Consider the following 12,971-nt stretch of genomic DNA (forward strand, 5'->3'; position numbering starts at 1 on the left):
CATGCCAAGAGCGGATAAAAATAGGATAATACCGGGAGCGCCGGTTGGGAGATTGCTGATGGCAGCAGGAGCCAAGCGGGCCAGCGCAGGCGCAGTCCAGGCACTTGCAGAGTATCTTGAAGCAAAAGGCGTGGAGATAGGCGCACGCGCAGTTGAGATGGCCAAGCACACTGGAAGGAAGACTGTGCACGGGGAAGACATCAAGCTTGCTGCGAGAAAGCAGTAGAATTGTTGTTAGTTTTTCTTATTTCCTTTTCAATAGGATTTCAATGGATGACACCCTGACATTCTTGCCTTCCTTGTTCTGGAATTCCTCAGAGTCAATGTCGATTTTAATGACTTCAATCTGGCCAGTGAGAAATCTTTTTTGCGCCACTTCCACCACGTCAACGGCACGGCTGATAAATTTGCCTCTAGCCTTTACTGTGACTTCAGAAGCGTTCTTGGTCGTGAATTGCATCACAACCCCGGTCACATAGTTCATGAAGGGCTTGCCGCCAATAAATATTGAATTGTCGCTGCCCATACTGCACCCCCTGTTAACTGTTATCCTTATGCAGCATAGCTGAGCCAGCCGCGCCCCAATGTCTTCCATTGGTGAAAGCACTCGGTAACTTCAGCGCATATGGAGTTTATATATTTAAAAAGCTTTGTGTAAAAGATCAGGGCATAACAGCAATAAAATTCAGTCAGCATTATGGAGTGGTAGTAATAAAAATGCCCGCAATTTAAACAAAAAGAATGGCAGCTAAAGCTGGATTTTCTGCAAAATCGCAATCATTGCAAAATATTTAAATAAGCCCTGGCCTTCTGTTCAGCCATGATTATAACCATATCAGGCATGCCCGGCTCCGGCAAGACAAGTGTCGCATTGTTTCTGGCAAAAAAATTCAGGCTGAAATATTATTCTGTGGGGACCATAATGAGGTCAATGGCAAGGGAGAAGGGCATCAGCGTCACAGAGATGAACAAAAGGGGCGAAAAGGACAAAAAAATTGACAGGCAGATTGATGATTACCAGATACGGCTGGGAAAGCGTGTAAAAAATGCGATTTTTGACGGCAGGCTTAGCTTTCATTTTGTCCCGAAGTCTGTCAGGATTTTGCTTCAATGCGACCCGGAAACAGGCGCCAAGAGGATTTTCAGCCAGAAGAGAAAGAATGAGAATTACTCAACGTACAGGGAAGCCATTGCATACATTAAGAAAAGGTCGGCATCAGAGCGGTTAAGGTTTAAGCGCTATTACAAAGTTGATATTAACAGCAGGAAGAATTTTGACATCGTCTATGACACAAGCCACAATGACCAGTGGAGAAGTGCAAATGAAATTCTCAGGATGGTCGAGACTGTCAGGAAAAATAAGGCGAAAAACGCTGAGCGCAGGATGGCATCTGGAAATTCCCGAATCATGAACAGGACAGGGATCCGGCGCATCTCTGCAAGATCGGGAAGGGCAAAATAGCCTGATGAATCGTCCTGAAATCAATAAGCTATTTAAATGATAATTTGGTTTTGGTTTCCATGGCAAACATCCTGCTTATTGGCTGCGGCGCCCGGGAGCACGCAATTGCTGACGCTGTCAAGCGCAGCCCCCAGAAGCCGGTTCTTTATGCAGTGATGGCCTGGAGAAATCCGGCTTTGATTGCAATGTGCGAGGACTTTATTGTTGCAAAATACAATGATTTCCAGGCGCTTGAGCTTTTCGTGAAGAAGATTAAGCCTGAGTTTTGCATAATCGGCCCTGAGCAGCCCTTGGCAGAGGGAGTGGTTGACTTTCTCGCAGACCACGGGATTCCGTGCGTCGGCCCTACAAAAAGCCTGGCCAGGCTGGAAACCAGCAAATCATTCACAAGGATGCTGATGGATAAGTATAAGATTCCAGGGCTGCCAAAATTCCATGTTTTTGATTCCATGGACGGGATTGCTGAATTCATCGACATGCTCGCAGAGGAAGGCAAGCAGTTTGTCATAAAGCCTGATGGCCTGACTGGCGGGAAGGGAGTCAAAGTGCAGGGCGACCACCTGAAAGGCAAGGATGATGCATTGGACTATTGCAAGGAGATTCTTGCGCAGGGCCAGGTGGTAATTGAGGAAAAGCTGGACGGCGAGGAATTCAGCATCCAATGCTTCTGCGATGGAAAGGCAGTTGTGCCGACTCCTGCAGCGCAGGACCATAAAAGGGCTTTTGATGGTGACAAGGGGCCCAATACAGGGGGGATGGGAAGCTACAGCATGGAAAACCACCTCTTGCCGTTTCTTACACAGGATGCAGCAGACCAGGGGATAGAGATCACGAGAAGGATGGCAGCTGCGCTTTATGAGGAGACAGGCGAATTTTACAAGGGCATCATGTATGGTGGCTATATCCTCACAAGGGAAGGGGTCAAGCTGATAGAGTACAATGCAAGGTTTGCTGACCCTGAATCAATGAATGTCCTGACTATTTTGGTCACAGATTTTGTCGAAATCTGCCGTGCAATAATAAATGAGGAGCTCGGCGATCTGGAAATTGTCTTTGCCAGCAAGGCAACTGTGTGCAAGTATGCTGTTCCACAGGGATATCCTGACAAGCCAGCCAGGGGAGAGGAGATTTCGCTGGGCGAAAAAATCGCTGGTGTGAAAATCTACCTGGCATCAGTGGAGCAAAGCAAGGGTGACCCAAAAAAAATGGTCATGCTCGGCTCAAGGGCAATAGCATTTGTGGGCATTGCCGACACAATTCAAAATGCAGAGTACCTGGCGGAAAAAGCTGTTTCAGCTGTGCAGGGCCCGGCTTTCCACAGAAAGGACATTGGCACCACTGACTTGATTGATAAGAGAGTTGACCATATCAGGAAGATGTCGCCAAGGTAAGCTTGTGCCGGCAGTTAGGAAAATATCGCACCATGAAAGAAAATTTAAGAAAGCATTTTCTGGAAAAGAGGAACGCGCTTCAGGAAAAGCAGATTCAGGATTGGAGCAGAATTATCAGGGCTAACCTCGAATCCCTGCCGGAATTCCAGAGAGCCAGGAGCTGCATGGTCTTTGTCTCCAAAGGCAGCGAAGTTTTTACCCACGATTTAATCCAGGAAAACCTGACAAGAAAAAGGATTTCCGTGCCTGCCACAACCAAGGCGCATATCATCCCGGCCGTAATCAATTATTTTGACGAGCTTAAGGAAGGCATGTTTGGGATTCTTGAGCCCAGAAAGATTGTTGAAATGGACAAAGAGGACATTGATTTGGTTATTGTCCCGGGGATTGCCTTTGATGAAACTGGCAACAGGCTCGGCTATGGGAAGGGGTATTATGATAAGTTCCTGAAATTGGTTGGCTGCCCAAAAATTGCCCTTTCTTTTGAAATGCAGATTGCAGAAGAAGTGCCGCGGCACAGCAATGATGTCAAAATGGATATCATTGTGACAGAGCAAAGAGTTATAAAGCCTGGCAGGTAATAGACAGCAATAATAAATTAACTATATTTAAGTTTTGGCATATTTAAGTTTTGGTGCAAGATTAAAAAGAGCGGAAAAAATGGACTTGAAAACACATTCTGTCGAGCAGGCTATAATAGACATCAGGAACGGAAAATTCATAGTAATTTTCGACCCTGAAAGGGAAAAAGAGGGGGACTTGGTCATTGCCGCCAAATTTGCCACCCCGCCAAAGCTTAAGTTTCTCATGCAAAACTGCTACCAGCAGGTCTGTGTTCCAATGACCGAGCATCTGCTGAAGAAGATGGGGATTCCGCCGATGACTTATTATTCAGAGGATTTCCACGGCTGCAGGTACGCGCTGTCATGTGATTCCAAAAAGGGAGGCACTGGCGTTTCTGCACGTGACAAGAGCCTCGTTATCCAGGACCTTGTTGCAGGCAGGCTTGAAAACCTGAGCATGCCGGGCCACACCTTCCCATTGATTGCCAGGCCTGGCGGATTATTCCAGAGGCGCGGCCACACAGAGGCTTCCATTGACCTGCTGAAACTGGCAGGCATCAAGCCTGAAATTGCTGTTCTTGCTGAAATCATAGACAATAAGCGCGCAGAGTCAGCCACTGGAGAGGAGCTTGAGGCATTTATCGCGAAAAATGGCCTTACAGTTGTCAAGATCCAGGACATTCTGGATTTTATGGCCAGGCCAGGCGAGCCGCAGCTGAATATCACTGCTGAACTGAAGGAAAAGCCAGCTCAATAAAACAATAAAACATATAAATACCCCTAAAATCGCATTGATTGGTGGGGAAAAATGGCACCAATTTCTTTCATGGACGACCTCAGGAAAAAAGATCCGGCAGTGGCTGAAACTATAGACCACGAATTGAGGCGCATCAGGAATGGCGTCGAGCTTATTCCTTCTGAAAATTTTGTTTCCCTTGCAGTGATGCAGGTCATGGGAACTGTCTTTACAAACAAGTACTCTGAAGGCTACCCGCATAAAAGGTATTATGGAGGCAATGAATATGTTGACATGGTTGAGGACATTGCTGTTGAGCGGGCAAAAAAGCTGTTTGGCGCTGAGCATGTGAATGTCCAGCCTTATTCCGGCAGCCCTGCCAACCTGGCATGCTTTTTTGCATTCATGAGCCTGGGCGATGATTTCATGGGCCTGGACCTGTCCTGCGGCGGCCATCTCACGCACGGCAGCCCTGTTAATTTCTCAGGCAAATGGTACAAGATACACAGCTATGGTGTCAACAAGGACACAGAGCTCATGGAGATGGATGTCATAAGAAAACAGGCAAAGGAAGTCAAGCCGAAAATGATAATTTCCGGGCTGACAGCCTACCCAAGAAAAATTGATTTCAAGGCATTCCAGGAAATCTGCGACGAAGTTGGCGCAATCCACATGTCTGATATTTCGCATATTTCCGGATTGGTCGTTTCAGGCGTGCATCCGAGCCCGGTACCGCATGCAGATGTTGTCACAACAACAACGCATAAGACATTGAGGGGGCCAAGAGGGGCCATGATAATGTGCAAGGAAAAGCATGCAAAGGCAATTGACAAGGCTGTTTTCCCGGGATTGCAGGGCGGGCCTCATGACCACATCACAGCTGCAAAGGCAGTTGCATTTGGCGAGGCCCTTCAGCCAGACTTCAAGGAGTATGGAAAGCAGATAGTCAAAAATGCAAAAGCAATGGCTGAAGAGCTTATGCGAAAAGGGGTAAAGCTTGTCACAGACGGGACAGACAACCACCTTATGGTAATAGACCTGACCAAAAGCATGGGCAGGGATTTGACTGGAAAAGGCAAGGAGATACAGATTGCCCTGGAGGAAGCAGGGATTTACACAAACAAGAACACAATCCCTTATGAGCCTGGCTCGCCATTCAACCCTTCGGGCATAAGGATCGGGACTCCTGCAATAACAACAAGAGGCATGAAGGAAAGCGAAATGAAAGTGATTGCGGACGGAATTTCCAGGGTCATTGCCAAGTTTGAGGACAGGGACGCAATAACCAGAGTCAATGAGGACATTCTTGAAATGTGCAAGAAATTCGAGCTATATCCCGGGCTGGACATATTGAAGATGAAGTGAATAAGATTTATATAGCGCTGATTTCTCTCATATTGTATGCCAGCCAACATAATCAATGGAAAGGCGCTTGCCGATAAAATCCGAGATAAATTGAAGGAAAAAATATCCAAGGGCAATGCAAAGCCGGGCCTTGCCATAATCCAGGTAGGCGACAATCCTGTATCGGCAGTTTACATCAACAAGAAGATGCTCGCTGGCAACGATGTCGGCATCAACATGCAGCATGTCAAGCTTCCTGAGAATTGCAGGAATGAGGATGTGCTCCAGAAGATTGATGAGCTGAACAATTCGCCCGAGATTCATGGCATGATAGTCCAGCTCCCGCTGCCAAAGCAGCTTGACACCAATCTGGTCATGAACGCAGTTCTGCCACACAAAGATGTTGACGGATTTCACCCAGTCAATATTGGCAACCTTGCAGCAGGTTCTCCGAAATTCATTCCAGCAACAGCCAAAGGCATATTAAAATTGATTGAATCAACAGGAATACCATTGAAAGGCAGGCATGCAGTTGTTGTTGGCAGGAGCAACATTGTCGGAAGGCCGACAAGCTATCTTCTGCTGCAAAAGGATTGCACTGTCACTGTATGCCACAGGGAAACAAGGGACTTGGCCAGCCACACAAGACAGGCTGATATCCTTGTGGTTGCAGTCGGAAAAATCGGACTGATAACAGGGAGCATGATCAAGCCAGGCGCAATTGTAATAGATGTCGGGATGAACAAGACAGAGGACGGCAGGCTTTGCGGCGATGTTGACTTCAATACAGCAAAAGATTTTGCAGGATGGATTACCACTGTGCCTGGCGGAGTAGGGCCGATGACTGTGGCTATGCTTTTAGAAAATACGTATGAGGCTATGGTGAATAATCCTTTCAAATAAACAGTATTGAATTCTGCAGGTGAAAAATAAGGTTTATAAAGAGTTCATCACTTCTAAGTAGAGAGGCAGTAATATCATGGACCTAAACAAAATTGTTGCGAAATCTGTGGAACTTAAACTGATTGACGGCTCGATCGTGCGCGGCAAGGTTCTGACTAGGGACATCGCAGAGAAATTGGATATCTATAATTTTGACTATCCATTTGGGGGGAAATATTTCTTCAGGACTGAGGATGGTAATTATGTTAGGCTCAGTGCTCACGGAATTAATAGGGTTGTGGGAACCCATGGGCCTCTCCGGCAGCAGACAAGGCCCTACTCGTTGAAAATAGAAACATACGACTCTGATAAAAAAGGCAGGATAATTGAAAGTTATCCCTCTCAATTTGCCCTGATAAGCTGGCCACTTAAGTCAGGCGCTCAGGTATTGGAGATGGTGAACATAAACTCTCCTCACACAATAAAAAAATTGGACTTAATGCAGAGGTATGGCAATGGCAGGCCGCAGTTGGTTTATAGTGAAAAAGCCCCTGAAGGGGTATTGACAGGGCCCGGCGGCTTGATTAAAGCATTGGTCCAGAACCAGGCCTGATGAAGGCGAATTCTTTCAGTAACTTTTATAAACCTACATTTTCTCCCGGGATTGAGCCAAAATGCTGAAAATCGGAGTTCTATCCTCTACAAGGGCCACAGACATGATTGCACTACTGGATGCAATAAAAAACCGTGAAGTGGATGCCAGGGTGACAGTGGTCATAAGCGACAAAAAGAGCGCATTGGCGCTGGACAATGCAAAAAGGCACGGCATTGCAGCGATTGCTGTCAGCCCGGCCGACAAGTCAAGGGAGGACTTTGACAAGGAGATCTCGGAAATACTTGACCAGCACAGTGTGGAACTTGTTTTGATGATTGGTTATATGAGGATTGTCTCCCCCTGGTTTGTCAACAGGTATAAGCACAGGATAATGAACATTCATCCAAGCCTCTTGCCCGCCTTTGCCGGCGGCATGGACAAGGATGTGCACAAGACTGTCCTGGACTCAGGAGTAAAAATAACAGGCTGCACACTGCATTTTGTTGACGAGTCAGTGGATGGCGGGCCAATAATAATGCAAAAGGCAGTTGCAATTCAGGAAAGCGAGAGTGTGGACACATTGAAGGCAAAAGTCCAGAAGGCAGAGCAGGAAATCATAATCACTGCAGTAAAACTTTATTCACAGGGCAAGCTGAAAGTTGAGGGCAATAAGGTTGTGTCAGCTGCATGAATCACTTATGAAGGGGCGACGCTGAAATGAAGGTTTATTTTGTAACCCAGAATGATTATAAGGTCAAAGAAGTCAAGGCAATCATGAAGGAATATGGGATTAAGATAGATAAGCTCAACCTGGAAAAGGATGAGATGAAGGAAAAGCCCATTGAGCAGGTTGCAGTTGAAAATGCCGAGAAATTTGCGCGAAAGCATAATGTCCCGGTAATAGTGGAAGACACTGGCTTTTATTTTCATGCCTATGGAAATTTCCCAGGGAGCAATCCAAAACTGATGTATGGCCTTTTGGGCTACAAAGGCCTGATGAAGCTCCTGGAAAACGAGCAGAACAGAGGGGCTGAATTCAGGAGCGCTGTTGCATTTTCAGACGGGCAGCAGACCAAGCTGATTATCGGAAAGCTGACTGGCAGGGTCAGTGATTGCGTTCATGGCGAGGATATTGATGTTATGCCGTATGAGAGGATATTCATAGCAGATGGGCATGAGAAGCCATTGGCATTCCTGCCAAGGGCAGAGAAAAATAAGATGAGCCACCGTGCCAAGGCGTTCAGGGAAATGGCGGACTGGCTCAACCAAAAGCATAACCTAAAAAAGGAAGAGAAAGTACAGGACAGCCTCCAGGAAGATGAGTTCCCGGAGATGCACAATTATGAGATGAATGGTGATTATTATTAAGCCAAAGGCTGCCTTAATCAGCGTATTTGACAAGACAGGGATTGCTGATTTCGCTAAAGGGCTGGCCAGGCACGGCATAGAAATTCTCGCAACAGGCGGAACAGCCTCGCTTCTTGAAAAGAATGGGATAAAGATTACTAAAGTCGAATCCTACACTGGCAGCCCTGAAATTTTGGATGGCAGGGTCAAGACACTGCATCCGAGCATCTTTGGCGGAATCCTTGCAATCCGCGGCAAGAAGGAGCATGCTGAGCAGCTTTCTGAGCACAAATTGAAGGAAATTGACATGATTGTCGTGAACCTTTATCCATTTGAAGCCACAATAGCCAAGAATCCAGGCATGGAAGATGCGCTTGAGAACATAGACATCGGCGGAGTTTCGCTTATCAGGGCAGCAGGCAAGAATTTCCAGGATGTCGCCGTGATTGTTGACCCAAAGGACTATTCCAGTCTCCTTGATGAAGTGGAAAAAGGCGGGATTGCCGAAGAAACCCTCAAGAAACTGGCTGTCAAGGCGTTTAGGACAACCGCAGCCTATGATTCTGCAATTGACAATTACCTGAGCGAAAGGCTTGCAGGCGAAAAAGTGATCAGGCCTTTTTTTATGCACGGACAGGAGATGAGGTATGGCGAAAACCCGCATCAAAAAGGCTGGTTCTACAAGAGTGAAAAGTTGGAAGAGGCCTGTGTCGCGAATGCAAAGATGCTGAGCGGCAAGGAGTTGAGCTATAACAACATCCTGGATGCCAATGAGGCTTTCGAGCTTGTAAAGGAATTTGATGAGCCTTGCTGTGCCATCATAAAGCATACCAATCCCTCAGGCGTTGCTGTTGACAATGAGATATCCGAAGCCTACAGGAAAGCCCTGGCCTGCGACCCGCTGTCAGCATTTGGCTGTGTTGTTGCAATGAACAGGAAGTGCGACATAAGGACAGCTGAGCTGATGAAGCCTAATTTTATTGAGGTGGTAATCTGCCCGGGATTTGAGCCTGGCGCGCTTGAATTGCTGAAAACAAAAAAGAATCTCAGGCTGCTTGAAACAGGAAAGATAGGGGAAAGGGCTCCGCAGATGGAAATGCGCACTGTGACCGGCGGCCTTCTTGTGCAGTCAAGGGATTTCCCAAAATTGGACAACAGGACATTCAAAGCTGTTACCAGGAAAACACCTTCGCCAGGGGAATTGGAGGACATGATTTTTGCAATCAGGGTTGCCTTGCACGTAAAATCAAATTCTGTTGTTTTTGTCAAGGATAAGGTCACTGTTGGCATCGGGGCAGGGCAGATGTCAAGGGTTGACTCAGTCAAAATTGCAGTTGAAAAAAGCCAGGGCCTTGTGAAGGGAAGTGTAATGTGCTCTGATGCATTCTTCCCGTTCAGGGACGGGGTGGATGAGGCTGCCAAGGCCGGCGTTTCTGCCATTGTGCAGCCAGGCGGCTCAATCAGGGATGATGAGGTTGTCAAGGCTGCTGACGAGCATGGAATCTCAATGGTTTTCTCGGGCATAAGGTTGTTCAAGCACTGAAGTGAAGGTTCCTAATTTTACCCAAAATTAATGCCAAGCCTCTCCTCAAGTGGAAAAACTCTTTTTGCATTTTCAAGAAATTGGTGCTGGGCGTCTTCCGGCAGTTTTTCAAAGAGCGTCAATGCCCGTTTCACATCCAAAAGCCAGGGAAAGTCAGTGCCCCATAAGTATTTTTTATTCAGCTGCCCATCAGCCATGCTTGCAAGCAGGTCATATTCCATTATGGCAGAATGGATGTCGCTGTGCGTTGATGGCGCAAGCAGGCCGGTTGTCTTGTCAAGCCTCCTTAATTCTCCAGTCATGGCAGTTGTGTTGGTGAAGGCATTGGAATAATCACGCAAGAAATTTTTTCTGTAACCCAGTTCAGATTGCCTTAATCCACCCAGGTTGTGGGCAAGGATAACATTCACTCCAGGGTTCCTTTCAAGCCTGTCCCTGATCTTTGCATCGGATGTGTTCTCTTCAAAGTCATCTGAGCTGCAATGGTTCAGCACAGGGATGCCTGCTTTCCCGGCTATTTCATAATAAGGGTCAAGTGCAGGGTCATCTATGTCCAGGCCGAGCAGGGATGTCGGCACCTTCAGCCCGATGATTTCAGACCTCTTCGCCAGTTTCTCAATTTGTTTAGGTGTGGTTTCCCTGTACTCAAAAGGCGAGTCGGGAGGGGAGGCATACGGCGCCAAGATTAAATATGCCCCAAGCAATAAGTCAGGATTGGCTTTCACAACATCAGCCATGAGTGGGTTCAAGTCAGGATTTGTCCCTACAATAAAATATTTTAGGTCATGGGTGTGGTTTCCCTGCGTGTCAAAAAATTTTTTCATAAACCTTAGATTATCAAGTGTAAAGCCCTCATTCAGCAGTGGCCCGTACATTGCCTGGGTGTCGATAATTTTCATGCTAATCAGCGTTTTCTCAGTTTATAGTTTATAAATTGATTATTTCAATGTTTATTTTGCGTTGATTTTATAACCTTATAACCCGAACAGGTTAACATTATAATACCAACCGAGAACACCTTGAAGTGCCCTGCACCTCTTCTTTTTATTCATCTTTGGCAGGATGGTGGCATTTTTAAGATTTTGCAATCTTATTCAATCCAAATGAATTTTGCATGCAATATTGTGAGGATTAGAGCATTTTGAGCTTGCCTGTGAACTCGTCGATCTTTGTGTCATCATCAGGGCCAATGCCCAGGCAGGTCACAGTTCCGGGCTGGAGGACTGTGTAGCCTGCGTCGGTTATTAGGGCAGTCTTTAGCCCCCCGTCACGGCAAAGCGCCATGTATTTTTTAAGCTCCTTTTCATCGCTGACTTCCAAAACGATTTTTTTGCCTCCCTCTGCCCTCCATTTGTCCAGGATTTTTCTGTCAGTTTTTAGCGCTGCCTCCAAAGAGGCGTGCGCAACCTGTGCAGCCATTTTGCCCTTTGGCAGTTTTAAGTCCTTTCTGACTATTATTACTTGTTTCATTTTTAAGATCAGCCAGCTCAATAAGCAGCTCAATGAGCGGAATTTACATAGCATTCGTCACACATATGTGTAGCGGGAAGCCCGATAGCCTGTGACAGTTCCTCTTTTGTTGCATAAACCAGGGCTTCATTCTCCTGCATCCCGAGTGCCTTCTTAATTTCAGGAAGTGATTTCCCGTGCGCAATAAGCTCCTCAGTTGTGTGGAAATCAATTGCATGGTTGCATGGGTGCCTTATGGCAGGGAAGGTGATAAACAGATGGATCTCTTTGGCGCCAAGATGCCTTAGGTACTTGATATCATGCTTGATGGTTGTGCCCCTGACTATGGAATCATCCACAATTATGACATATTTCCCCTCAACCTCCTCCCTGAAGACATAATGGTCGGCTATGGTGTCCAGTTCCCTGTGCTCCTGGGTTGGCTGGAGGAATATCCTCGGCGAGAATGGGTGCTTTTCAATTGATGAATTGTAGGCAATGCCGGTTGTATTTGCCAGGTGTATGGCTGCTGCCTCAGCTGTCCGCGGGACAGGGCAAATGATCAAGTCTGTTTTGTGCTTCATTAAATGATTGTATTCAGGGGTGGACATGAACCGCTTCCACATTGCGTCGACTATTAATTTCCTGATGTTTTTTACAAGGTTGTTGTTGAGATAGGAGGATGCCCGCATAAAATATGATGCTTCAAAAGGGCATAATTTTATTCTGGAAGGCATTATTTGCTTTCTTATCACGTCAAGGCTGCTGTTGATAAAAATCATCTCGCCCGGCGCTATTTCATCATAAGCCTGCCGGCCTGATGCATAGAGCTTGTTTGATGTGCCCTTGAAAAGCATTTTTTCGAGTGCAATTGTTTCAGAGGCAAACGCATAATCAGTGATTTCGCCTTCATTGCCATCATGCTCCCGTGCCACGCCATAGAACAACGGCCTTCTTCCTTCCGGGTCCCGGAATGCGACCAGGCCGACATTATTGATTATGGCAATAGCGCTGTATGTTGCCTTAACACGCTCCATGACACCCCTGACAGCCATCTCAATCTTCTTGCCGTCGTCCAAACTCTCCGAATTCGAATGGAATTCCTCTGAAAATACCTTGAGGATTGCCTCCACATCATTGTTGCCAGCTTTCCTGAGCCCAAGATTTGTAAAGTATGCATCTATTTCAGCGTAGTTGTGCACATCTCCATTGTGCACGATTACAATTCCGCCGTGCGGGGCGTGCAGTGGCTGGATGCTGGCCTGGCTCATCCTGGATTTCTCCTCGTGGGACAAGTCCTTGTCCGATGCTGAGACTGTATAGCCTGCTGTGGGGTACCTGACCTGGCCAACCCCCATGAACCCGGTCATCTGGGAAAGCTTGGCCTTTGTGAATACCTCTGACACCTTGCCATGCCCTTTTTCAATCTTTAAGGGATTCAGGTCAAGGACTGTGTGCTCAACGGCCAGCTCGCGGAGCATTTTTTGCTTTTGCTTGTTTATAGAGAATTTTCTGATTGTCGCGACGCCAGCGGAAAAATCGCCCCGGTTTTGCAGCTGGTACAGCCCGTGCGCTACAAGGGCGCCCATATCTTTCCGGTTTTGATTAGATATTATCCCTATGACCCCGCACATGATTTTATGAGAAGGGGAGGTGGTT

The 12,971-nt window shown here is 46.8% G+C and carries 15 protein-coding genes; 11 read left to right on the top strand and 4 right to left on the bottom strand.

Translation table 11 applies throughout. From position 1 onward, the window contains the following. The first annotated feature begins 1 nt into the window (after nucleotide 1). Complete coding sequence (locus J4227_05380) at nucleotides 2–226, top strand: histone family protein (protein ID MBS3109931.1); 225 nt, start codon at nucleotides 2–4, stop codon at nucleotides 224–226. 18 nt (nucleotides 227–244) lie between these two features. On the opposite strand, the gene albA is transcribed toward J4227_05380, so the two are convergent. Beyond that, nucleotides 245–526 (bottom strand): DNA-binding protein Alba, encoded by a 282-nt coding sequence (albA, locus tag J4227_05385; GenBank protein MBS3109932.1) that lies wholly within the window; start codon nucleotides 524–526, stop codon nucleotides 245–247. Nucleotides 527–820: 294 nt separating this feature from the next. On the opposite strand from albA, the gene J4227_05390 reads away from it, so the two are divergent. The 10 genes from J4227_05390 (at nucleotide 821) to purH (ending at nucleotide 9,863) form a co-directional block, all read left to right on the top strand. Continuing rightward, nucleotides 821–1,462, top strand: coding sequence for a cytidylate kinase family protein (locus J4227_05390; GenBank protein ID MBS3109933.1), 642 nt, complete (start codon nucleotides 821–823; stop codon nucleotides 1,460–1,462). 59 nt (nucleotides 1,463–1,521) lie between these two features. Next, on the top strand, nucleotides 1,522–2,853 hold the full coding sequence (purD, locus tag J4227_05395) for a phosphoribosylamine--glycine ligase (GenBank protein ID MBS3109934.1): 1,332 nt from the start codon (nucleotides 1,522–1,524) through the stop codon (nucleotides 2,851–2,853). Between the two features lie 32 nt (nucleotides 2,854–2,885). Further along, nucleotides 2,886–3,434, top strand: a complete 549-nt coding sequence (locus tag J4227_05400; protein MBS3109935.1) for a 5-formyltetrahydrofolate cyclo-ligase — start codon at nucleotides 2,886–2,888, stop codon at nucleotides 3,432–3,434. Between the two features lie 79 nt (nucleotides 3,435–3,513). Further along, nucleotides 3,514–4,173 carry a 3,4-dihydroxy-2-butanone-4-phosphate synthase gene (locus J4227_05405; protein ID MBS3109936.1) on the top strand — a complete coding sequence of 220 codons (660 nt, stop codon included), beginning with the start codon at nucleotides 3,514–3,516 and terminating at the stop codon, nucleotides 4,171–4,173. 69 nt (nucleotides 4,174–4,242) lie between these two features. Then, nucleotides 4,243–5,517: a serine hydroxymethyltransferase gene (locus J4227_05410; protein ID MBS3109937.1), complete on the top strand. Its 1,275-nt coding sequence runs from the start codon at nucleotides 4,243–4,245 to the stop codon at nucleotides 5,515–5,517. A gap of 36 nt (nucleotides 5,518–5,553) precedes the next feature. Next, nucleotides 5,554–6,399, top strand: a complete 846-nt coding sequence (folD, locus tag J4227_05415) for a bifunctional methylenetetrahydrofolate dehydrogenase/methenyltetrahydrofolate cyclohydrolase FolD (GenBank protein ID MBS3109938.1) — start codon at nucleotides 5,554–5,556, stop codon at nucleotides 6,397–6,399. A 76-nt stretch (nucleotides 6,400–6,475) separates the two neighbouring features. Then, nucleotides 6,476–6,991, top strand: coding sequence for a hypothetical protein (locus tag J4227_05420; protein MBS3109939.1), 516 nt, complete (start codon nucleotides 6,476–6,478; stop codon nucleotides 6,989–6,991). A 61-nt stretch (nucleotides 6,992–7,052) separates the two neighbouring features. Next, nucleotides 7,053–7,664: a phosphoribosylglycinamide formyltransferase gene (locus J4227_05425; GenBank protein MBS3109940.1), complete on the top strand. Its 612-nt coding sequence runs from the start codon at nucleotides 7,053–7,055 to the stop codon at nucleotides 7,662–7,664. A gap of 26 nt (nucleotides 7,665–7,690) precedes the next feature. Then, nucleotides 7,691–8,341: a hypothetical protein gene (locus J4227_05430; GenBank protein MBS3109941.1), complete on the top strand. Its 651-nt coding sequence runs from the start codon at nucleotides 7,691–7,693 to the stop codon at nucleotides 8,339–8,341. After that, nucleotides 8,325–9,863, top strand: coding sequence for a bifunctional phosphoribosylaminoimidazolecarboxamide formyltransferase/IMP cyclohydrolase (gene purH, locus J4227_05435; GenBank protein ID MBS3109942.1), 1,539 nt, complete (start codon nucleotides 8,325–8,327; stop codon nucleotides 9,861–9,863). The genes J4227_05430 and purH overlap by 17 nt, the downstream gene beginning before the upstream one ends. Nucleotides 9,864–9,880: 17 nt before the next feature. Here the strand turns inward: purH and J4227_05440 are convergent, their stop codons facing one another. The 3 genes from J4227_05440 to J4227_05450 all read right to left on the bottom strand — a co-directional run bounded on the left by J4227_05440 (nucleotide 9,881) and on the right by J4227_05450 (nucleotide 12,946). Further along, on the bottom strand, nucleotides 9,881–10,762 hold the full coding sequence (locus J4227_05440; protein MBS3109943.1) for an amidohydrolase family protein: 882 nt from the start codon (nucleotides 10,760–10,762) through the stop codon (nucleotides 9,881–9,883). Nucleotides 10,763–10,994: 232 nt separating this feature from the next. Then, nucleotides 10,995–11,333 carry a peptidyl-tRNA hydrolase Pth2 gene (gene pth2, locus J4227_05445; protein MBS3109944.1) on the bottom strand — a complete coding sequence of 113 codons (339 nt, stop codon included), beginning with the start codon at nucleotides 11,331–11,333 and terminating at the stop codon, nucleotides 10,995–10,997. Nucleotides 11,334–11,362: 29 nt separating this feature from the next. After that, the gene (locus tag J4227_05450) at nucleotides 11,363–12,946 is read right to left on the bottom strand and encodes a hypothetical protein (GenBank protein ID MBS3109945.1); all 1,584 of its coding nucleotides are present in this window, start codon (nucleotides 12,944–12,946) and stop codon (nucleotides 11,363–11,365) included. Nucleotides 12,947–12,971 lie beyond the last annotated feature (25 nt).

This window comes from Candidatus Woesearchaeota archaeon, from assembly GCA_018303405.1.
Lineage (GTDB): Archaea > Nanobdellota > Nanobdellia > Woesearchaeales > JABMPP01 > JAGVYD01.

Excerpts from the sequence above, each read along its gene's own strand:
- J4227_05380 (MBS3109931.1), top strand. The coding sequence starts at position 2 with ATGCCAAGAGCGGATAAAAATAGGATAATACCGGGAGCGCCGGTTGGG.
- albA (MBS3109932.1), bottom strand. The coding sequence starts at position 526 with ATGGGCAGCGACAATTCAATATTTATTGGCGGCAAGCCCTTCATGAAC.
- J4227_05390 (MBS3109933.1), top strand. The coding sequence starts at position 821 with ATGATTATAACCATATCAGGCATGCCCGGCTCCGGCAAGACAAGTGTC.
- purD (MBS3109934.1), top strand. The coding sequence starts at position 1,522 with ATGGCAAACATCCTGCTTATTGGCTGCGGCGCCCGGGAGCACGCAATT.
- J4227_05400 (MBS3109935.1), top strand. The coding sequence starts at position 2,886 with ATGAAAGAAAATTTAAGAAAGCATTTTCTGGAAAAGAGGAACGCGCTT.
- J4227_05405 (MBS3109936.1), top strand. The coding sequence starts at position 3,514 with ATGGACTTGAAAACACATTCTGTCGAGCAGGCTATAATAGACATCAGG.
- J4227_05410 (MBS3109937.1), top strand. The coding sequence starts at position 4,243 with ATGGACGACCTCAGGAAAAAAGATCCGGCAGTGGCTGAAACTATAGAC.
- folD (MBS3109938.1), top strand. The coding sequence starts at position 5,554 with ATGCCAGCCAACATAATCAATGGAAAGGCGCTTGCCGATAAAATCCGA.
- J4227_05420 (MBS3109939.1), top strand. The coding sequence starts at position 6,476 with ATGGACCTAAACAAAATTGTTGCGAAATCTGTGGAACTTAAACTGATT.
- J4227_05425 (MBS3109940.1), top strand. The coding sequence starts at position 7,053 with ATGCTGAAAATCGGAGTTCTATCCTCTACAAGGGCCACAGACATGATT.
- J4227_05430 (MBS3109941.1), top strand. The coding sequence starts at position 7,691 with ATGAAGGTTTATTTTGTAACCCAGAATGATTATAAGGTCAAAGAAGTC.
- purH (MBS3109942.1), top strand. The coding sequence starts at position 8,325 with ATGGTGATTATTATTAAGCCAAAGGCTGCCTTAATCAGCGTATTTGAC.
- J4227_05440 (MBS3109943.1), bottom strand. The coding sequence starts at position 10,762 with ATGAAAATTATCGACACCCAGGCAATGTACGGGCCACTGCTGAATGAG.
- pth2 (MBS3109944.1), bottom strand. The coding sequence starts at position 11,333 with ATGAAACAAGTAATAATAGTCAGAAAGGACTTAAAACTGCCAAAGGGC.
- J4227_05450 (MBS3109945.1), bottom strand. The coding sequence starts at position 12,946 with ATGTGCGGGGTCATAGGGATAATATCTAATCAAAACCGGAAAGATATG.